At 73.3% G+C, this 18,687-nt stretch carries 22 protein-coding genes; 11 read left to right on the top strand and 11 right to left on the bottom strand.

Translation table 11 applies throughout. The annotated features are described in order from the left end of the window. Nucleotides 1-33: 33 nt before the first annotated feature. Nucleotides 34-1,158, top strand: a complete 1,125-nt coding sequence (locus QJ852_07410; GenBank protein WGX98264.1) for an ATP-dependent DNA ligase — start codon at nucleotides 34-36, stop codon at nucleotides 1,156-1,158. A gap of 32 nt (nucleotides 1,159-1,190) precedes the next feature. Next, nucleotides 1,191-1,718, top strand: coding sequence for a hypothetical protein (locus QJ852_07405; protein WGX98263.1), 528 nt, complete (start codon nucleotides 1,191-1,193; stop codon nucleotides 1,716-1,718). Between the two features lie 4 nt (nucleotides 1,719-1,722). Here the strand turns inward: QJ852_07405 and QJ852_07400 are convergent, their stop codons facing one another. The 10 genes from QJ852_07400 to QJ852_07355 form a co-directional block, all read right to left on the bottom strand. Beyond that, a complete protein-coding gene (locus QJ852_07400; GenBank protein ID WGX98262.1) occupies nucleotides 1,723-2,817 on the bottom strand; it encodes a DNA polymerase domain-containing protein in 1,095 nt (364 codons plus the stop codon). Nucleotides 2,818-2,827: 10 nt separating this feature from the next. Next, nucleotides 2,828-3,247 carry a peptide-methionine (R)-S-oxide reductase MsrB gene (gene msrB, locus QJ852_07395; protein ID WGX98261.1) on the bottom strand — a complete coding sequence of 140 codons (420 nt, stop codon included), beginning with the start codon at nucleotides 3,245-3,247 and terminating at the stop codon, nucleotides 2,828-2,830. Nucleotides 3,248-3,269: 22 nt separating this feature from the next. Then, on the bottom strand, nucleotides 3,270-3,698 hold the full coding sequence (locus tag QJ852_07390) for a sulfurtransferase (GenBank protein ID WGX98260.1): 429 nt from the start codon (nucleotides 3,696-3,698) through the stop codon (nucleotides 3,270-3,272). After that, nucleotides 3,695-4,207, bottom strand: coding sequence for a cysteine dioxygenase family protein (locus QJ852_07385; GenBank protein WGX98259.1), 513 nt, complete (start codon nucleotides 4,205-4,207; stop codon nucleotides 3,695-3,697). Before QJ852_07385 ends, QJ852_07390 begins: the two co-directional genes overlap by 4 nt. 102 nt (nucleotides 4,208-4,309) lie before the next feature. Then, nucleotides 4,310-5,041: a chlorite dismutase family protein gene (locus QJ852_07380; GenBank protein ID WGX98258.1), complete on the bottom strand. Its 732-nt coding sequence runs from the start codon at nucleotides 5,039-5,041 to the stop codon at nucleotides 4,310-4,312. 20 nt (nucleotides 5,042-5,061) lie between these two features. Beyond that, on the bottom strand, nucleotides 5,062-5,727 hold the full coding sequence (locus QJ852_07375; protein ID WGX98257.1) for a response regulator transcription factor: 666 nt from the start codon (nucleotides 5,725-5,727) through the stop codon (nucleotides 5,062-5,064). After that, on the bottom strand, nucleotides 5,724-7,775 hold the full coding sequence (locus tag QJ852_07370) for a sensor histidine kinase (GenBank protein WGX98256.1): 2,052 nt from the start codon (nucleotides 7,773-7,775) through the stop codon (nucleotides 5,724-5,726). Before QJ852_07370 ends, QJ852_07375 begins: the two co-directional genes overlap by 4 nt. Nucleotides 7,776-7,837: 62 nt before the next feature. After that, complete coding sequence (locus tag QJ852_07365; GenBank protein WGX98255.1) at nucleotides 7,838-8,551, bottom strand: hypothetical protein; 714 nt, start codon at nucleotides 8,549-8,551, stop codon at nucleotides 7,838-7,840. A gap of 68 nt (nucleotides 8,552-8,619) precedes the next feature. Then, nucleotides 8,620-9,975, bottom strand: coding sequence for an FAD-dependent oxidoreductase (locus QJ852_07360; protein ID WGX98254.1), 1,356 nt, complete (start codon nucleotides 9,973-9,975; stop codon nucleotides 8,620-8,622). Between the two features lie 32 nt (nucleotides 9,976-10,007). After that, entirely contained in the window at nucleotides 10,008-11,012 is a 1,005-nt protein-coding gene (locus QJ852_07355; GenBank protein WGX98253.1) for a stage II sporulation protein M, read from the bottom strand. Between the two features lie 88 nt (nucleotides 11,013-11,100). Here QJ852_07355 and vapB point away from each other — a divergent pair, with 88 nt between their 5' ends. From vapB to QJ852_07310, 9 genes are all read left to right on the top strand, one after another. Further along, nucleotides 11,101-11,334 carry a type II toxin-antitoxin system VapB family antitoxin gene (vapB, locus tag QJ852_07350; protein WGX98252.1) on the top strand — a complete coding sequence of 78 codons (234 nt, stop codon included), beginning with the start codon at nucleotides 11,101-11,103 and terminating at the stop codon, nucleotides 11,332-11,334. Continuing rightward, nucleotides 11,331-11,732 (top strand): PIN domain-containing protein, encoded by a 402-nt coding sequence (locus tag QJ852_07345; protein WGX98251.1) that lies wholly within the window; start codon nucleotides 11,331-11,333, stop codon nucleotides 11,730-11,732. Before vapB ends, QJ852_07345 begins: the two co-directional genes overlap by 4 nt. A 29-nt stretch (nucleotides 11,733-11,761) precedes the next feature. Beyond that, nucleotides 11,762-12,568 (top strand): RDD family protein, encoded by an 807-nt coding sequence (locus tag QJ852_07340; GenBank protein ID WGX98250.1) that lies wholly within the window; start codon nucleotides 11,762-11,764, stop codon nucleotides 12,566-12,568. Between the two features lie 61 nt (nucleotides 12,569-12,629). Then, nucleotides 12,630-13,688, top strand: coding sequence for a MoxR family ATPase (locus QJ852_07335; GenBank protein WGX98249.1), 1,059 nt, complete (start codon nucleotides 12,630-12,632; stop codon nucleotides 13,686-13,688). 7 nt (nucleotides 13,689-13,695) lie between these two features. After that, nucleotides 13,696-14,607, top strand: a complete 912-nt coding sequence (locus QJ852_07330; GenBank protein ID WGX98248.1) for a DUF58 domain-containing protein — start codon at nucleotides 13,696-13,698, stop codon at nucleotides 14,605-14,607. Further along, a complete protein-coding gene (locus QJ852_07325; protein ID WGX98247.1) occupies nucleotides 14,591-15,103 on the top strand; it encodes a hypothetical protein in 513 nt (170 codons plus the stop codon). Before QJ852_07330 ends, QJ852_07325 begins: the two co-directional genes overlap by 17 nt. Then, nucleotides 15,103-16,149, top strand: coding sequence for a hypothetical protein (locus QJ852_07320; protein ID WGX98246.1), 1,047 nt, complete (start codon nucleotides 15,103-15,105; stop codon nucleotides 16,147-16,149). The genes QJ852_07325 and QJ852_07320 overlap by 1 nt, the downstream gene beginning before the upstream one ends. Then, nucleotides 16,146-17,108, top strand: a complete 963-nt coding sequence (locus QJ852_07315; protein WGX98245.1) for a VWA domain-containing protein — start codon at nucleotides 16,146-16,148, stop codon at nucleotides 17,106-17,108. The genes QJ852_07320 and QJ852_07315 overlap by 4 nt, the downstream gene beginning before the upstream one ends. Further along, complete coding sequence (locus QJ852_07310; GenBank protein WGX98244.1) at nucleotides 17,105-17,827, top strand: hypothetical protein; 723 nt, start codon at nucleotides 17,105-17,107, stop codon at nucleotides 17,825-17,827. Before QJ852_07315 ends, QJ852_07310 begins: the two co-directional genes overlap by 4 nt. Before the next feature lie 146 nt (nucleotides 17,828-17,973). Here the strand turns inward: QJ852_07310 and QJ852_07305 are convergent, their stop codons facing one another. Further along, entirely contained in the window at nucleotides 17,974-18,687 is a 714-nt protein-coding gene (locus QJ852_07305) for an SRPBCC family protein (GenBank protein ID WGX98243.1), read from the bottom strand.

Here is an 18,687-nt window from a genome sequence, read left to right as displayed (position 1 = left end):
ATGAGTGTCGCGATCCTGACTAGTCTCACCATCGTGGACCTCCCCGTGCTGCCGCCCGTCCTGCCCATGCTCGCGAAGGCGGTGTCGGGCGTGCCCGACCCCGCCACGTACGACGCACAGGGGCTCAGCTTCGAGCCCAAGTGGGACGGGTTCCGGTGCATCGTGTTCCGTGACGGCGACGAGGTGGAGCTGGCGAGCCGCAACACCAAGCCGCTGACGCGCTACTTCCCCGAGCTGGTGGAGGCGATGAGGGCGGAGCTGCCGGAGCGGTGCGTGCTCGACGGGGAGATCTTCGTGGCGCTCGAGGGCGAGGACGGGAGGGGGCGGCTGCAGTTCGAGGTGCTGCAGGAGCGGATCCACCCGGCGGCGTCGCGGATCAACCTCCTGGCGGAGCAGACGCCGGCCGACTTCGTGGCGTTCGACCTGCTCGCGCTCGGCGACGAGTCCTACCTGGATCGGCCGTTCGCGGAGCGGCGGGCGGCGCTGGAGCAGGCGCTCGGCCATCTGTCCGCCGACCCGCTGGAGCGCCAGGGCCGGTGTCATCTGACCCGCACCAGCACCGACCCGGCGGTGGCCGAGGAGTGGTTCCACCAGTTCGAGGGCGCGGGTCTGGACGGGGTCGTGGCCAAGCCGCTGAGCGCGCCCTACGCGCCGAACGCGCGGACCATGCTGAAGATCAAGCACGAGCGGACGGCCGACGTGGTGTTGGCGGGCTACCGCGAGCACAAGACGAGCACGCCGGAGAACCCGCTCATCGGGAGCCTGCTGCTCGGGCTCTACCAGGACGGCGAGCTGCAGCACATCGGCGTCAGCGCCAGCTTCACCGCCGCTCGCCGCGCCGAGCTGTGGCAGGAGCTCCAGCCGCTCGTCGTCCCGATCGAGGAGCACCCGTGGGGTCGGTGGCAGGAGTTCCTGGTCGCCAACCCCGGTCGCCAGCCCGGCACGCAGAGCCGGTGGAGCCAGGGCAAGGACCTGTCGTTCACGCCCCTGCGGCCCGAGCGCGTCATCGAGGTCAAGTACGACGCGATGGAGGGCCGCCGGTTCCGGCACACGGCCCACTTCAAGCGCTGGCGCGAGGACCGCGACCCGGAGTCGTGCGGCTACGACCAGCTCGAGCAGCCGGTGCGCTACGACCTCGCGGACGTGCTCGGGGGCTGACGCGGCGACCGTCGGCCGGGCAGGATGGTGGCATGAGCACCGCGCCCAGCGAGGAACCGTATGCCGTCGTCCTGCTCATCGAGCAGGCGCTGACCGCCGCCGACGCCGCCCAGGTCCGGGGGCTGCACCAGGAGCTCGACGACGACCCGACCATCGAGGTGCAGTACCACGTGCTGCTCCCGATGGCCGACGCCGCGGCCGCCGTCGAGGCGTCCCTCGGCGCCATCGGCGGCGGTGACCTGATCGCGCCGCCGATCACGCCCTCGCCCGACGAGATCGAGCGGCTGCGCAACGAGTACCGCGACCAGGCCGACCGCGACCTGGCGACCACCCGCGAGGAGCTCGTCGCCGCCGGCGCCATCATCGGCAGCGTGGCGGTCGTGACCGAGCCCCCGGTCGACGCGCTGATCGCCAAGGTGAAGGAGGTCGACGGCCGGGAGTCGATCATCCTCACCCGGCCGCACCTGGTGGCCGAGTTCTTCCACGTCGACTGGACCTCGCGCGCCCGTCGCAAGCTCGGGGTTCCCGTGCTGCACCTGCTGGAGCACGAGACGGACTAGGACGTCAGGCGCCGTCGACCCGGTTGCCGTCGGCGTCCCAGTGCTCGGCGACCTTCTTGCTCGGCTGCACCCGGGGCGGCTCGCCGGGCATCTTGGGGTAGTCGGGCGGGAAGTTGAGCTCCCCCTCGCCGTCGGCGAGCTGCCGGTCCCAGAGATCCAGCAGCGGCTGGAGGGAGTACGACGTGTCGTCGATCCCGGCCCAGGGGTCGCCGTCGGCCATCCGGTCGGGCACGGTGAACAGGTTGAACTCGCGCGGGTCGCTCACGCCGGCCAGCTCCGCCCAGGTCATCGGCGTGGAGACCGGGGCGCCGGGCTGGGGGCGCAGGGAGTACGCCGAGGCGATGGTCCGGTCGCGGTTGTTCTGGTTGTAGTCGATGAAGATCCGCTCGCCCCGCTCCTCCTTCCACCAGGCGGTGGTGACCTGGTCGTCGCGGCGGGCCAGCTCGCGGCCGAAGGCGATGGCGGCGTGGCGCACGTCGGTGAACTCCCACCGGGGCTCGATCCGCACGTAGACGTGGACGCCCCGGTTGCCGGAGGTCTTGGGGAAGCCGACGAGCCCGAGCTCCTCGAGGAGCTCGCGGGCGACGCCCGCGACCCGCACGGCATCGCCGAACGTCGTCCCGGGCTGGGGGTCGAAGTCGATGCGCAGCTCGTCGGGGTGGTCGACGTCGGGGCGGCGTACCGGCCACGGATGGAAGGTGAGCGTGCCCATCTGCGCGCACCAGACGGGGACGGCGATCTCGGTCGGGCAGATCTCCTCGGCGGTGCGGCCCGAGGGGAAGGTGATCTCGACGGACTCCAGATAGTCGGGAGCCCCCTTGGGGACGCGCTTCTGGTAGAAGCCCTCGGCGTCGTTGTCGCGCGGACCGGTGGCCAGCCGGAAGCCCTCACGCACGCCCGACGGCCATCGCTCCAGCGCGGTCGGCCGCTCGCCGAGGGCCCGCATCAGGCCGTCGCCGACCGCGACGACGTACTCGGCCACCATCAGCTTGGTGACCTCCGGCGTCCGCTCGGTGGCCTCGTAGATCACCCGGTCCGGGCTCGACACCCGGACCTCGCGGTCACCTGCCTGGACCATCGCCGCCGGGGTCTTCGCCATGCGACGAACCCTATGCCCGCTCGGCCGGCTCCAGGCTGAGGCTGATCGAGTTGATGCAGTAGCGGTCGCCGGTGGGCGTGCCGTAGCCGTCGGGGAAGACGTGCCCGAGGTGCGATCCGCAGTTGGCGCAGCGCACCTCGACCCGCTTCATGCCGTGGGAGTCGTCCTCGAGGTACTCGATCGTGTCTGCCCCATCGTCGGACTTCAGCGGCTGGTAGAAGCTCGGCCAGCCGCAGCCGGAGTGGAACTTCGTGTCGGACTCGAACAGCTTGGCCTGGCAGGCCTTGCAGCGGTAGACGCCGGTGGTCTCGGTGTCGGTGTACTCGCCGGTGAAGGCCCGCTCGGTGCCGGCCTGGCGGAGCACCTGGTACTCCTCGGGCGTGAGCGCGGCACGCCACTCCTCGTCCGTCTTCTCGACCTCGTATGCCATGTCTCCGAGCGTACTCAGCGACTCACGCCGCCACGCCCGCGACGGGCATCCCGGCGGCACGCCAGGCGGCGAATCCGCCGATGACGTCCGTCGCCCGATGCACGCCGATACTGCGCAGCGCGTCCGCGGCGAGGGAGGAGGTGTAGCCCTCCTGGCAGAGCACCAGCACCCGCAGGTCGTACGACGCCGCGGGCAGCCGTGCGTCGCTGCGCGGGTCGAAGCGCCACTCGAGCACGTTGCGCTCGACCACGAGGGCGGGCAGCCAGCCGGCCAGGTCGCCCTCCCGGACGCGCTGCGCGGCCGGGCGGATGTCGACGAGCAGCGCGCCGAGCGCGACCAGCTCCTGGAAGGCGGCGCGCGGGCTGATCCGGTCGAGCCGGGACCGGGCGTCGGCGAGGAGGGCGTCCACGCCGTCGTACCGGACGGGCGCGACGGAAGCGAGGGCGCTCACCACTCCTCCCCCGCGCGCTCGACGCCGAGCACCTCGAGCCGGTCGCCGTGGAAACGGAACCGGGTCATCGTGTGCAGGCGCGGCGAGTACGCGTGCAGCGAGAGCGCGGGCCGGTCACCGGCGTTGCGCACGTCGTGCGCGTAGCCGGCGGCGAACGCCTTGCCGTCCCCCGGCCCCACATCGACCAGCCGCAGGCCGCCGTCGAAGGTGTGCTCGGTGAGCCGGCCGTCGAGGACGGTGAACGCGCCGGACGAGGGTCCGTGGTCGTGCCAGTCGGTGGCAGCGCCGGGCGGCCAGGAGATCAGCCAGAGCTCATAGTCCTCGGTGGTGAGCAGGCGGATCCACGAGCGCTCGTACGGGTCGTGGTCGAGCAGGTGGTGCAGGTCGGGGTCGGCCGCGTGGCTGCGGACGACCTCGAGCAGGGGCAGGACGGCGAGCTGGGTCATCGGGTTCCTCCGGAAGTGGTCGGTGCTGGATCGATCGCGGCGGATCAACAGCAGCGACAACACGACCCGGGGACCCGGAGGGTGCCGCGCAGGACGGGGTGGAGGCTGGTCATGCCTCCATAGTGGAGTAAGTCAATATACTTTGCAAGTGGGACGGGTTGGAGGTCAGGGCAGCGTGGCCAGCAGCTCGGCGAAGGTCACCCGCCGGCCGGTGTAGAACGGGACCTCCTCACGCACGTGGCGGCGGGTCTCCGAGCCGCGCAGGTGGCGCATCAGGTCGACGATCCGGGTCAGGTCGTCGGCCTCGAAGGCGAGGATCCACTCGTAGTCGCCCAGCGCGAAGCTCGGGACGGTGTTGGCCCGCACGTCGGGGTAGCCCCGCGCCATCTGGCCGTGCTCGGCGAGCAGGCGGCGGCGCTCGGAGTCCTCGAGGAGGTACCACTCGTAGGAGCGCACGAAGGGATAGACGGCGGCATAGGCGTGGGCGCGCTCGTCGGCGAGGAACGCCGGCAGGTGGCTGCGGTTGAACTCGGCGGGGCGGTGCAGCGCCATCTGCGACCACACCGGGGCGAGTCGGGCGCCGAAGGCAGTACGCCGCAGGCGGTGGTAGGCGTCCTGCAGCTGGTCGCTCGTGGCCGCATGCCACCAGACCATCAGGTCGGCGTCGGCGCGCAGACCGCCGACGTCGTACAGGCCGCGGACGACGACGTCCTCGGCGGCCAGCTCGGCCAGGAGCGCCTCGAGCTCGGCGGTCTCCTGCTTGCGGGCCACCTCGTCGGGCCCGAGCGGCTGCTCGAGCCGGAAGACCGACCACATCGTGAAGCGGATCGTGTCGTTGAGCTCGTTGATCTTCGCCGCGTTGCTCTGGATGTGCGCCTGGGGGTCCTGGTCCGACATGCCCCCATTCTGCCGCGCGCTCATTCCCTGCCGTAGCCCGCCTCCCGGGCCTTGACGATGGCGTCGGCGCGGCCGGTGGCGTGCAGTTTGGCGTAGATCGCCGAGACCGCGTTGCGCACCGTCTTGTTGGAGACGTAGAGCGCGGCGGCGATCTCGTCGTTGCTCCGCCCGGCCGCGATCCGCCGGAGGACGTCGCGCTCGCGGTCGGTCAGCTCGGGGAAGGGCTCGTCGGCGACCCGGGCGGCCGGGAGGGCTCCGGCGAAGAAGCCGGCCACCTTGGCGGCCAGGCTCGCGCCGAACACCATGCCGCCCGCGGCAGCCGAGCGGATCGCGTGCTGCACCTCCTCGGCACCGGCCCCCTTGAGCAGATAGCCGCAGGCGCCGGCCCGGATGGCGCTGAGCACGGTGTCGTCGTCCTCGTTCATCGTCAGCATCACCACCCGCAGCGCGGGGTCGCGGCCGGTCAGGAAGCGCGTGGCCTCGATGCCGTCGAGCTGGGGCATCTGGATGTCCATCACCACCAGGTCGGGCTGCGTCTCCTCGACGACGTGCAGTGCCTCCCGGCCGTCGGCGGCCGACCCGACGACCTCGATGCCGTCGAGCGCCCCCAGCAGGGAGGTCAGCCCGTCGCGGACGATCTGGTGGTCGTCGACCACGACGACCCGGATCGGTCCGGTGGTGCTCATGCGGGACTCCTCAGCGGCAGGCGGGCCCGGACGACGGTGCCGCCGTCCGGTGGGCTGGTGATGGTCGTGGTGCCGCCGAGCTCGGCGGCACGCTCGCGCAGGCTGGCGAGACCGACGCCGGCGGCCCGGTCGGCGGGGATGCCGCGTCCGTCGTCGGCGACCTCCACCACCAGAGCGTCGTCGCCGGTCTCGACCACCAGCCGGGCGCTGTCGGCCCGGGCGTGCCGGGCGACGTTGGTGAGCGCCTCCCCCGCGATCCGGTACGCCGCGACCTCGACGGCCGCGGGCAGGCGCAGGTCGTCCGGGGCGGTCACGTCGAGCGGGACGGCCAGGTGCTCGGCCTGCTGCCGCAGCGCACCGACCAGGCCGCGGTCGTCCAGCGCCGGCGGCCGCAGGTCGTGCACCAGTCGGCGGACATCGGCGACCACCTCCTGCACCTGGGCGCTGACCGTCTCCAGCTGGGCGCGGGCCCGGTCCGGGTCGCGCTCGACGGTCATCCGGGCCGCCTCGAGCTGGAAGACGATGCCGCTCAGCGCCGGCCCGAAGCCGTCGTGCAGGTCGCGCCGCATCCGGCGCCGCTCCTCCTCGCGGGCGGTGACCAGCCGCTCACGGCTGTGCTGGACCTCCTCGGCGAGCTGGCTGGTGCGGGCGGCGGTCGCGGCCTGGCGGACCAGGTCGCCGAGGAGCTCCTCGTCGCGGACCGTGAGCCGGCTGCGCAGGCCGCGGGCGGGCAGCACCAGCCGGCCGATCGTGGTGTCGCGCCAGGTGATCGGCAGCGTGCGCACCTCGGCCGGGCGCTCGCCGAAGGTGGTCACCAGGCGCTCCCCGTGACCGCGGTCGACCTCGACGCTGACGAACGGGACGGCGAACGCCGAGGCCACGGCCCGCGCGACCGCGGCGAGCTGCTCGGTGGTGTCGTCGGTGTTCTCCAGCGTGGAGGCGAGACCGGCGACGGCGTCGTACCGGTTGCCACGCTCGCCCAGCATGAGCCGGCGCACGCCGGCGGAGAGCCGGTGCCGCAGCGGGCCGTAGAGGAGCACGCAGACGACGAGCACCACGCCGACGACCTGGGCCCGGGTGAGCTCGTCGTCGAGGAGGCGGGTGAGCAGCCACAGCACGAGCGCGTCCGCGGCGACGAGCACCACGAAGACGGCGGCCAGCACGGCCGTGCGGGCCAGCAGGTCCTGGATCGACACCAGCGTCGGGCGGACGACGGCGATCGTCATCGCCATCGGCGGCACGACCGACGCCACGAGGGCGCCGACGAAGTCGGCTTCGGGCACCGAGAAGGCCAACGACCCGGCGCTCACGGCGACGACGACGATGACGCTCCACAGCAGCCAGCGCATCCGGTCGCGCTCGAGCCCCTCCGAGCGGCGGTAGCGCACGACGACCGAGAGCAGCGCGAAGAAGAAGCCGGCGACGCCGAGCGAGAGGCCGAGTGTCGCGAGCCCGTCGCCGTGCCCGGAGAGGGCACTGATCGAGGTCGGGTTCTCGTCGACGCCGGGCGGCAGGTCGGCCATCGACCGGTCGCCCTCGGCCGGCATGACGAGGAAGCACAGGCCGCTGATCGCCATCGCGACCGTGGCCACCCAGGACGCCACGCGCCAGCGCCCGGGCAGGAAGCGGCCGGTCGGGAAGATCATGACCAGCACCGCGGTCACCGCCGTCAGGTAGGACCCGAAGCGGTTGAGGAACCACAGCGCGAAGGTCATCCCCGGCCACGCGCCGGTCTCGCGCAGGCCGGACAGGATGTAGCTCTGCGTGAAGCCGTCGAGCGCCCAGAAAATGCCGGAGCCGGCGAGGACCCAGCCCACCCGCTGCCGTGGGTCCTTCATCAAGATGATCCCGGCGAGCACGCCGAGGAACGCGCCGATCAGTGTCCAGGGCCACCCCGGACCGAGGGAGACGTCGTAGCCCAGCCCGGAGGTCGGTGCGCCCGCGTCGAGCCAGACGGCGACCGGCACGAGCGCGACGCACACGGCGGGGACGACGAGGACCGCGACGGCCATCAGGCCGCGCGGGCGGGTGACGGCCTGCTCCTGCACCGGCACATTGTGCAGCCGGTCCGCACCCCCATGGTGCGGACCGGCCGAATTGGACAGCCGCCTCACGCCCGGCCGCGGAACGCCTTGTCGCCGGCGAGGAAGCCGATCGCGATCACGACCAGGCCGATCGGACCCGTCATGCCGGCCATGTACTGCAGCGGCGAGATGCCGAGCAGCAGGGTGAGGCCGCCGCCCACGAGGCCGACCAGCCCGATCCACTTCGGGACGGCACCGTGCCGGGCCGCACCGAACAGCGCGACGCCGGACAGGCCGAGCAGGCCCCAGCACCACGGGATGGTGCCGATCCAGTGGTTGAACATCGCGGCGTCCTCCGGGACGACGATGTCGGGGTCGCCGGCGGCGAAGATGAACTCGGTGTCGAGGCCGGAGCCGACGACGAGCATGATCGCGGTGATGAGGACGCCGGAGAAGGCCACCAGCGGAAGCACGCTGTCGGCGGGCGTGGTCGTCCGCAGCCGGCGGAACAGGCCGGCGGCGAAGACCACCATCAGGACCGCGCCGATCATCGCGCTCAGGTGGAACGCGAGCATCTGCGGCACCTGGTCGCCCAGGCGCTCGGAGATGGCGGCCGCGTCGCCCTGGAGCTTCTCGTCGTAGACGGCGTCGACCAGCGAGGACGAGACCATCATCGCGAGCCCGGCGAGGCCGGCCCCGAGTCCGGCCAACGCCCAGCGGGTCGGCGGGTAGACGACCGGCTCGTCGCGCGGCGCGGCCTGGTCGAGCGCGGTCGGGGGGAGGTGGGTGTGAGCTGTCATGACAGGACCATCCCGGGCCCGGTGTCCCTCGGGCCAGGGACAACGGGGCAAGGTTGGCCGGGCCGTCGTCAGGTCAGCAGACCGGCGGCCGCACGCTCGGCCGAACCGATCGTGGCGGGGATCCCGACGCCGTCGTACGCCGCCCCGCAGACGGCGAGGCCGGGCACCTGGGCGACCGCCGCGCGGACCCGGTCGATCCGGCCCGCGTGCCCGACCCAGTACTGCGGCAGGCCCCCGCCCCAGCGCTGGACCACCGCGTCGAGGGGGGTCGCCGCGAGACCGGTGGCCTCCGCGAGATCCGCGAGGGAGGCCCGGACCAGCGCGTCGTCGGGGAGCTGCAGGCTCGCCTCCTCGCCGTACCGTCCCAGGGAGGTGCGCAGGACGAGGAGTCCCGCCCCCGCGTCGCGCACCCAGTCCCACTTCGCGAACGAGAAGGTCGACGCCTTCACGCGGCGGCCGTCGACCGGCGGGACCAGGAAGCCGGAGGCACCGGTCTCCAGCGCCTCCGCGACGCCCGGGTCCTCGCTGCGGAAGGCGAAGGTGACCAGGGCGACCGACGCATACGCGATCCCCGCCAGCTCCGCGGCCGCGGCGGGAGCGACGTCGGCGAGCAGTCGCGCGCTCGGGGCCGCGGGGGTCGCCAGGACGAGGTGATCCGCCGTCTCGTCGCCGGCCGGCGTGGTCACCACGAACCCCGCGGAGGTACGACGGAGCGCGGTCGCCGGGGCGTCGTAGCGGACCTCGGCGCGTTCGCGGCTCCCCAGGTCCGCGACGAGCGCCGCCGGGAGTCGCCACATGCCGCCGGCGACGGCGGCGAAGACCGGTGCGGCGCCGGGCGCCGGGGCCGGCAGGGTGACCTCCGGCCGGGCCAGCAGGTCGAGCAGCTGCGGCGCGGCGGAGCGAGTCGAGATGCGCCGGGCCTGGCCGGCGTAGACCCCGCCGAGGAGCGGCTCGACGAGGCGGTCGACCACCTCGTCGCCGTACCGGGCGCCGACGAGGTCGCCGACGGACACGTCGCCGTCGGGATGGCCGTCGGGATGCGCGACCGCCTGGCGGCGGGCCCGGTCGAGGCCGCCGGCGGAGAGGATCCCGGAGTCCGCGAGGTCGTCGAGATCGACGGGTGCGCCCATCACGGTGCGCGGCAGGCGGCGCAGCGCCTCGCGGGTCCAGACCCGCGAGGTCGCGGCGGTGGGATGGACGAGCGGCAGGCCGAGGCCGGTCGCCAGCGCGGTGCCCTCGGGACGCCGGTGCAGCATGGCCTCGGCGCCGACGTCGACGGTGACCCCGGCGACCTCGCCGGCCCGGAGCTTGCCGCCGGGGCGGTCGGTCGCCTCCAGGACGAGCACGTCGAGCCCCGCATCGGCGAGCGTGCGGGCCGCGGTCAGCCCGGCGATCCCCGCTCCCACCACGACCGCCCGGCTCATGGGGCCAGCGTAGGTCGTGGCGCCGCGGTGGATCAGGCCTGGGTGGCGACCCGGTCCTCGAGCAGCGACGCGGCCACGTCGCCGGTGGCCCCACGCGACACGGCCGCCCGCCCGACCACGAAGACGTACGCCAGGAAGGCCGCCTCCGCGAGGACCCCGATCGCGATCCGGGCCCAGGTGGGCAGGGGCGAGGGGGTCACGAACGCCTCGATGATGCCGCTGACGAACAGGCACACAGCGAGACCGAGGGCGACCGTGACCGCGGTCCGGCCGGCCCGGGCGAGGGACCCGGCCCGGGAGAGCTGGCCGGGCTCGACCCACGACCAGAACAGCCGCAGCCCGACCCCGCCCGCGACGAACACGCAGGTCAGCTCCAGCAGGCCGTGCGGGATGATCAGCCCCCAGAACAGCTCCCCACGATCGTGGCGGGTCATGATCGATCCGACGATCGCGAGGTTAGCGACGTTCTGGAAGAGCAGGTAGAGCACCGGCAGGCCGAGGATCCCGAGGCCGATGCACAGCGCGCTGACCCAGGCGTTGTTGATCCACACGTGGGTGGCGAAGGCGCCGGCGGCGTTCTCGCTGTAGTAGCTCTCGAAGTCGCTGTCGACCAGCTGGTCGATCTCCTGGGGCGAGAGCAGGCTCTGCTCCACCTGCGGATGCTCGCCGAGCCAGATCATCATCACCGCGACCACCACGACGTTGCCGGCCACGCAGCCCAGCCACCACCAGCGCAGCTCGTAGAGCGCGGCCGGGAACCGCTCGGTGAAGAACGCGGCCAGCCCGCGCCAGCTCGGCACCCGGGCCGCCAGCATCGCGATCCGCGCCCGCCCCAACAGCGAGGAGAGGTGGGCGACCAGCTCGCCGTCCGGCGCCGAGGTCCGGACGACGGACAGGTGGGTCGCGACCTGCTGGTAGCGGTCGACCAGCTCGTCGGCCTCGGCTCCGGTGCGCCGCCGCTGGCGCACCAGCTGGTCCAACCGGGCCCACGCGTGGGAGTGGGCCGCCACGTAGGCGTCCAGGTCGATGCGCGGCACGCGCAGAGCCTATCCCGGGGCACGGGCGGCCCCCTGTGCCCGGGGCCGCCCCGGGCCCCATGCCGAGCGATTCGTATATACTTGTCGTATGTCCGTGGTCACCAGGCTGTTCCTCTCGAACCGGACCCAGGCCGTGCGCCTTCCCAAGGCCGTCGCGTTCGACGCGTCGGTGTCCGAGGTGGAGATCGACATCGTCGGCGATGCTCGGGTGATCCGTCCCGCCGGCTCGCGGGTCGACGCGTTCTGGAGCAGCGACATGCGGGTCAGCGACGACTTCGCCCGCGAGCAGCCCGAAGCTCCCCAGGAGCGAGCCTGGGCATGAACCCGCGCCACCGTCACCTCCTCGACACGGACGTCGCCATCGAGCTGCTGCGCAAGCGGGACGTCGCGCTACGGGAGGCGTGGCGGGCTGCGGGCCGGGTGGCCGCCTCGTCGGTCTCACTGTTCGAGCTGCGCTTCGGCGCTGCCCGCAGCGCCGAGCCGGCTCGCAACGACCTCGCCGTCGACGAGCTGGCCGCCGCCGTCGACTTCCTCGACTTCGACGCCGAGGCGGCAGCACACGCCGGCGACATCCGCGCCGACCTCGCCCGCCTCGGCACGCCGATCGGCGCCTACGACGTCATGATCGCCGGGCACGCCCGGTCCCGCGGGCTGATCGTCGTGACCCGCAACGAACGCGAGTTCCGGCGGGTCGACGGGCTCCGCGTCGAACGCTGGTGAGCTCGGGCCGGGCCGTACGCTGAGCACCGATGCCCGCCTCCGACTTCGCCACCGTCACCGCCGACGACCTCGTCACCGGCGAGGGCGTCGCGCTCGACCTGCCGGCCGCCTCGCTGGGCCTGCGGATGGCGAGCGGCCTGATCGACGTGCTGATCACGCTGGTCACCTTCGCGGCGCTGTTCATCCTGCTCAACGTGGCCGCCTCGCCGTTCGCCGACGACGCGCTCTTCGGGGCGGCCATGGTGCTGACGATGGTGCTGACCTTCCTGGTGCTGCCGACCACGCTGGAGACGCTGACCCGGGGCCGCTCGGTCGGCAAGCTCGCGCTGGGCCTGCGGGCGGTCCGCGACGACGGCGGGCCGATCAGCTTCCAGCACGCACTGGTCCGCGCGCTGATCGGCTTCGTGGAGATCTACGCGCTCTCGGGCGCGCCCGCCTTCTTCTCGATCATGCTGAGCACCCGCGGCAAGCGGCTCGGCGACTACGCCGCCGGCACCTATGTCGTCCGCGAACGGGTCCCGCTGCGGCTGCCGCATCCGCCGCCCATGCCGCCGGAGCTGGCTTCGTGGGCCCGGCGTACCGACCTCGGGACGCTGCCGACGGGCACCGCACTCGCCGTACGCCAGTTCCTCGGCCGGCTCGGCACCCTCGACCCGCCGTCCCGCGACCGGGTGGGCCGGGCCCTGCTCGCCGACGTCCTCCCCCACGTCGCACCACCCCCGCCGCCGGGGGCGCCCGCGGAGCTGGTGCTCATGGCAGTGGTCGCCGAGCGCCGCGAGCGCGACCTGGCCCGGCTGCGCCGCGACGACGAGCTCCGCAACCGGCTGCTGACCTGAGTCGGAGGGGCGGGCTCACGCCGAGGGGTGACGGCTACGCCCGCTGGGTAGGTTGGGCCGCATGACGCAGGTCAACGAGTCGCAGGCGCTCCCCGCCGGGGCCACCCGGCGTACCCCCGCCGACCCGGCCACCCCGCTCTCGGCCGACGAGCTGACGCGCGCCACCGAGGCGATCGGCCGCGTGTCCGATGCCTTCTCCAGCCGGGTCGTGGGTCAGCACCGGATCCGGACGGCGCTCCTGGTCACGCTGCTCTCCGAGGGCCACGTCCTCCTCGAGAGCGTCCCCGGTCTGGCGAAGACCCTCGCCGCCTCGACCCTGGCCCAGGCCGTCAGCGCCCGGTTCGCCCGGATCCAGTGCACACCGGACCTGCTGCCCAGCGACATCATCGGCACCCAGGTCTACGACCCCCGCCGCCACGAGTTCGAGACCCAGCTCGGGCCGGTGCACGCCAACTTCGTGCTCCTCGACGAGATCAACCGCGCCAGCGCGAAGACCCAGTCGGCACTGCTGGAGGCGATGCAGGAGCGGCAGACGTCCATCGCCGGCACGATCCACCCGCTGCCCGACCCGTTCATGGTGCTCGCCACGCAGAACCCGATCGAGGAGGAGGGCACCTACGTCCTCCCCCACGCGCAGATGGACCGCTTCCTGCTCAAGGAGATCGTCGACTACCCCACCGAGGACGACGAGCTGACGGTCCTCGACCGGATCGACGGCGGCATCCTCGGGCAGCACATGACCGACGTCGCCCCGGTCGTGACGCCCCAGGAGGTCGCCGACCTGCAGGACCTGGTGCGCCGCGTGTACGTCGACCCGGCGATCCGGCGCTACATCACCGCGCTGGTCCGGGCCACCCGCGACGTCACCGGGCTGCTCGGCGCCGAGCTCGGCAACTACGTCGAGATCGGCGCCAGCCCGCGCGGGTCGATCGCGTTCTTCCAGGCCGCCCGGGCGATGGCGGTGGTGCAGGGCCGGCACTACGTCATCCCCGAGGACGTCCGCGAGCTGCGGCACAGCGTGCTGCGCCACCGGCTCCACCTCAGCTTCGAGGCACTCGCCGACCGGGTCCGCCCCGAGACGGTGATCGACGCCGTCTTCCGGGCGGTCCCGACCCCGTGAGCCGCGCATGACCGCACACCTGACCCGGATCAAGTCGCGTCTCTCCATCCACGCCCACCGCAAGGTGCGCGGGCTGCTGGAGGGCGAGTACGCCGCGATCCACGCCGGGCGGGGCATCGACTTCAACGACCTGCGCGAGTACGTCCGCGGCGACGACGTCAAGGACATCGACTGGAAGGCGTCGGCGCGCAGCCGCCAACTGCTCGTCAAGCGCTATGTCGCCGAGCGCAAGCACACGGTGCTGCTCTGCGTCTCGACCGGGCGCAGCATGGCCGCGCTCGCGGGCGTCGGCGCGCAGCCGCGTCCCGCGCCGACCTCGAAGCGCGAGCTGGCGGTGTTCGTCGCCGGGGTCACCGGCTACCTCGCCGTCCAGCACGGCGACGTGGTCGGCCTGGTCCACGGCGACGCGGAGCGCCGGCACGTCTCCCGTCCCGGCAGCGGCGAGCTCCACCTCGAGCGCCTGCTCGGCGAGGTGCACGACGCGATCGACCCCGACGGGCCGCCCGGCGACCTCACCGCCCTCCTGCGCCACGTCGTGCGCACGATCCGGCGCCGCACGATCCTGCTCGTCGTCACCGACGAGCCCGCCGTGACCGAGGAGCAGGCGATGCTGCTGCGCCGGCTCACCGCCCAGCACGAGGTCCTCCTCCTGACCCTCGGCGACCTCGACCCGACGGCGCCGGTGCTGTCCGACCGACGGCTGCTCGACATCGACGCCGGGGCCGAGGTGCCGGCCTGGCTGCGCCGCGACGCGCAGCTGCACCGCGAGCTCGCCACCCTCGTCGCCGACGAGGCGCAGGAGATGCGACGCCGGCTCGACCAGCTCGGCATCGTGCAGGAGCAGGTCCGCGACCTCGACGGCGCCGTGACCACGATCTTCCGCCTGCTGGAGAGGCATCGTCATGCCCGCCGTCGCTGATCGCGTCCTCGGCGCCGATCTCCCCGAGGAGTTCGCCGGTCCGGTCGGGTACGCCGACCGGTGGCTGTGGATCGCGGTCGCCCTCGCCGGCGCCCTCGTCCTCTACTTCCTCCTCGCCTGGTGGTTCACCCGCCCCGCACGACCGCGGGCACCGGGCCGGGCCGAGCTGCCCGACGTACGCCGACAGCATCTGGACCGGATCGACCGGATCGACGAGCGGGTGCGCGCCGGCGAGCTCGCCGCCCGCGACGGCCACCAGCAGCTCAGCGAGGTGGTCCGCGACCACGTCGCCGCGGTGACGCCGCTGCCCGCGCGGACCATGGCGCTGGCCGACTTCCGCGACCACGCGCCCGCGGCCCTGGTCGCGGTCCTGGAACTGGTCTACCCGCCCGAGTTCGCGCCCGGTGAGGAGGTCGCGCGCGACCGGTTCGACCTCGCCGTCCAGCAGGCGCGCGGCCTGGTCGCCTCGTGGCATGTCCCGGGGAGCGCGGGCTGATGTGGGACAGCGATGCCACCGCCTTCCGGTGGCCGTGGCTGGCGGTGGCGCTCGCCGTCCTCGTCGTGGTGCTCCTCGTGGTGTGGCTGCGTCCGTGGCGCCGGCCGTCGCGCACCGGCGCGGCGTACGTCGCCCACGCGGCGCGGCTGCGCGCCCTACCGCGCTACCGCACCCTCGTGCGGCGCCAGGTGGTCCTCGGCAGCTGCCTGACCCTGGGCGCGCTGGTGGCCTGCTCGGGGGCCGTGGTGCTCGCCGGCCGGCTGCAGCAGAGGCAGACCCTGACCCAGGAGGATCGCACCCGCGACATCGTGCTGTGCCTCGACGCGTCCGGCTCGATGGCCGAGGTCGATGCGCTGGTGCTGCGCGAGTTCCGCACGATCATCTCCGGGCTGCGCGGCGAACGGGTCGGGCTGACCATCTGGAGCGGTGCGGCCATCTCGGTGTTCCCGTTGACCGACGACTACGAGTACGTCATCGAGCAGCTCAGCGCCGCCGAGAAGGCGTTCGCGTCGGGTGACGTCTACAGCGACGACTACGCCATCTTCACCGCGGGCACCGTGCTGGACTGGGACATCCAGTCCCAGATGGGCGACGGTCTGGCGTCCTGCGTCCAGCGCTTCGACCACCGCGACGAGGAGCGCAGCCGCGCGATCGTCCTCGCCTCCGACAACGAGCCGATCGGCGCCGGCATCTTCAGCGTGCCGGACGCCGCCGACTACGCGCGGGAGGAGAAGGTCGTCGTCCACGGCATCGCCGCGCCCAAGACGGCCGAGCGCCCTGCGGCCGTCCAGGAGTTCGAGGCCGCGGCGAGCGCCACGGGAGGCACCTTCTCCCTGCTCGGCGAGGACGGCAGCACCCGCGCCGTGATCGACGCGATCGCCGACCTGGACGCGAAGCCGATCCAGCGACCGCCGCTGGTGCAGGTCATCGACCGACCGCGGCTCGGGACCTGGCTGGTCGGGGTCGGGCTCGCCGGGCTGGCCCTGGCGTGGGCCGCGCAGGGGGTCCTCGTCGTGCGCGACCGCCGTCAGGAGGGGCGCCGATGAGGCCCGCCACCGCGACCGCCCTCGTGCTGGCCCGCCGGCTCGGGATCGTGCTGCTGTTCGTGGTCATCCTGCTCCGGCCCGGCTTCGGCCGCGCCGACGTCCCGACCCAGCTCGCCGACGTCGACGTGGTCGTCGTCATCGACCGGACCCGGTCGATGGCGGCGCTCGACCACGACGGTCACCAGCCCCGGATCACCGGGGCGCGGGCCGACCTGACCGCCCTCGCCGCCGCCCTGCCCGGCGCCCGGTTCGGGATGCTCGCGTTCGGCACCGACGCCCGGGTCGTGCTTCCCTTCACCGCCGACAGCGCCGCCTTCGACGCCGCCGTGGAGACGCTCTACCTCGAACGCCCCAAGGACGGCGTGGGCTCCCGCGCCGACCGTCCTGTGCCGGAGCTGAGGGACATGCTGGAGCGGGCGGCGGAGAAGGCCCCCGAGCGGCGCCGGATCGTGGTCTACGTCGGCGACGGCGAGGACACCACCGACAGCGACAGCGACGACCAGTCGTACGCCGAGGTCGACGACCTCGTGGCCGGCGGCGTGGTGCTCGGCTACGGGACGACCCAGGGCGCGCCGATGCCGCAGGACGACGAGCTCGACGGCTCCCTCGGCTACGTCCAGGACCCCGAGACCGGCGACACCGCGGTGTCGCGGGCCGATCTCGACAACCTGCGGGCGATCGCCGACGAGCTGGGCGTCGGCTTCGAGCACCGCACCGGGCCCGGGGGTCTCGAGGACGTCGCGGAGTCGTTCCGGGCGTCGTACTCCGACGGCGCGGGCGGCCACCAGCGCCCCGCGAAGAACGACCTGACCTGGCTGGCCGCCGTCCTGCTGCTCGGCCTGCTGCTCCTGGAGCTGCACGCCGGCTGGCGGGCCGTGTGGTCCTCCCGGCACACGCTGGCCCCCACCCGCGCCACCGACCGGACCGGTCCTCGGCAGTCGACGGAGGTGCTGCGATGACCACACGTCCCGACCGGCCGGCACACCCCCGCCGCCGGCTGCGGCGGGTCCTCCTGCTGGCCGGCCTGCTGCCCACCCTGCTGGTGGCGGCCTACGCCCTCAAGGTGGGGCTCATGCTGCAGGCCAATGCGTCGGGCCGCGACGCCTTCGACCGCGGCGACCACGACGCCGCCGCCGCGGACTTCGCCGGCACCCGCCGGCTGAACTGGTTCGAGTCCTGGATCGCCGCCTTCGACGCGGGCACCGCCGACCACGCCCGGGAGCGGTACGACGACGCCATCGCGGCGTACGGGGCGGCGCTCGAGGACGTGCCCCGGCGCGACGAGTGCACGGTGCGGATCAACCTCGCCCTCGTCCACGAGGCCGTCGGCGACGCCGCCCTCGCCGCGGGGGCGACCGAGGACGCCCGGGCCTCCTTCCAGGAGGGCATCGACGTCCTGGCCGCCGGCCACTGTCCGACCGACGCCGGCCGGGGCGAGGACCAGAGCTCCGACGCCGCCGCGGTCGACAAGCGGCTGCGCGAGAAGCTCACCCAGGCCGAGCCCCCGCCGGAGCAGCCGCAGCAGCAGCCGGAGGAGCCGCCGCCGTCCGAGGACCCCGGCGAGTCCGACCCGCGCCGGGACCGGCTCGACGAGCAGAACGACCGAGGCCTCGAGCAACGCCACGACGACCAGGGGCTGTACCAGGACGACGACTACACGCGGCCCGACACCTGGTGACCGGCCGCCGGCGATCGATCGCTGTAACACGCTGTCCACCGCACTACCCGGCGGTTCTCGGCGCCGAAACGGCGTTCTGAGCTCCATTTTCGCCGATAAGTGGCGGGTAGTCGGGTGGACGGCGTGTTACAGCAGTCCGCTGAGCCTCAGCGGCGGCGCCTCCGCAGCAGCACGATGACCAGGAGGACGCCGAGCGCGGCGCCGATCTGCTTGCCGTAGCTCTTCAGCAGCACCGGCAGCACGGCGGAGCCGAGGTCGAGCGCGTCGTCCTCCTGACGCGGAGCCGCCGGGCGCGGAGCCGCCGGGCTCGCGGCGTCACTACCGGAATTGTCGTCGACCGGCGCCTCCGACGACGAATTCGGTAGTTGAACCGGAGCCTCGGGAGCAGCAGGCGCCGCGAGTCGCTGCTCGAGACAGGAGACGAACTGTCCGAGCAGCTTGTCGGAGACGTCCTGCATCACGCCGCGGCCGAACTGGGCGGGCTTGCCGGTGATGGCGAGGTCGGTGACGACATCGACCTGGGTGGCGGCCGCTCCGTCGGAGCCGGCCGCCGCCATGGTCACGGTGACCTTGGCGCCCGCCGTGCCGTTGCCCCGCTTGTCGCGCCCCTTCGCGTCGACGACGAAGCGGTGCGCGGCCTCGTCGCGCTCGACGAACTTGCCGGAGCCGGCGTACACGAGCGCGATCGGGCCGAGCTTGACCTTGCAGGTCCCCTCGAAGGTCGGCGCACCGTCCTCGTCCTCGCCGACGGACGTGACCTGGGCCCCCGGGAAGCACTCGGCGAGGCCGCCGATGTCCTGGAAGTGCGCCCAGGTCGCGTCGAGCGACGTGGGGACGGTGAACGAGTGGCTGAGGTCCAA

This window comes from Nocardioides sp. L-11A, from assembly GCA_029961745.1.
Taxonomy (GTDB): domain Bacteria; phylum Actinomycetota; class Actinomycetes; order Propionibacteriales; family Nocardioidaceae; genus Nocardioides.
This window is presented reverse-complemented; position numbering and strand designations above follow the sequence as displayed.

Coding starts and splice junctions, on each gene's coding strand:
- QJ852_07405 (WGX98263.1), top strand. CDS start 1,191: ATGAGCACCGCGCCCAGCGAGGAACCGTATGCCGTCGTCCTGCTCATC.
- QJ852_07400 (WGX98262.1), bottom strand. CDS start 2,817: ATGGCGAAGACCCCGGCGGCGATGGTCCAGGCAGGTGACCGCGAGGTC.
- msrB (WGX98261.1), bottom strand. CDS start 3,247: ATGGCATACGAGGTCGAGAAGACGGACGAGGAGTGGCGTGCCGCGCTC.
- QJ852_07380 (WGX98258.1), bottom strand. CDS start 5,041: ATGTCGGACCAGGACCCCCAGGCGCACATCCAGAGCAACGCGGCGAAG.
- QJ852_07375 (WGX98257.1), bottom strand. CDS start 5,727: ATGAGCACCACCGGACCGATCCGGGTCGTCGTGGTCGACGACCACCAG.
- QJ852_07365 (WGX98255.1), bottom strand. CDS start 8,551: ATGACAGCTCACACCCACCTCCCCCCGACCGCGCTCGACCAGGCCGCG.
- QJ852_07360 (WGX98254.1), bottom strand. CDS start 9,975: ATGAGCCGGGCGGTCGTGGTGGGAGCGGGGATCGCCGGGCTGACCGCG.
- vapB (WGX98252.1), top strand. CDS start 11,101: ATGTCCGTGGTCACCAGGCTGTTCCTCTCGAACCGGACCCAGGCCGTG.
- QJ852_07345 (WGX98251.1), top strand. CDS start 11,331: ATGAACCCGCGCCACCGTCACCTCCTCGACACGGACGTCGCCATCGAG.
- QJ852_07340 (WGX98250.1), top strand. CDS start 11,762: ATGCCCGCCTCCGACTTCGCCACCGTCACCGCCGACGACCTCGTCACC.
- QJ852_07335 (WGX98249.1), top strand. CDS start 12,630: ATGACGCAGGTCAACGAGTCGCAGGCGCTCCCCGCCGGGGCCACCCGG.
- QJ852_07330 (WGX98248.1), top strand. CDS start 13,696: ATGACCGCACACCTGACCCGGATCAAGTCGCGTCTCTCCATCCACGCC.
- QJ852_07325 (WGX98247.1), top strand. CDS start 14,591: ATGCCCGCCGTCGCTGATCGCGTCCTCGGCGCCGATCTCCCCGAGGAG.
- QJ852_07320 (WGX98246.1), top strand. CDS start 15,103: ATGTGGGACAGCGATGCCACCGCCTTCCGGTGGCCGTGGCTGGCGGTG.
- QJ852_07315 (WGX98245.1), top strand. CDS start 16,146: ATGAGGCCCGCCACCGCGACCGCCCTCGTGCTGGCCCGCCGGCTCGGG.
- QJ852_07310 (WGX98244.1), top strand. CDS start 17,105: ATGACCACACGTCCCGACCGGCCGGCACACCCCCGCCGCCGGCTGCGG.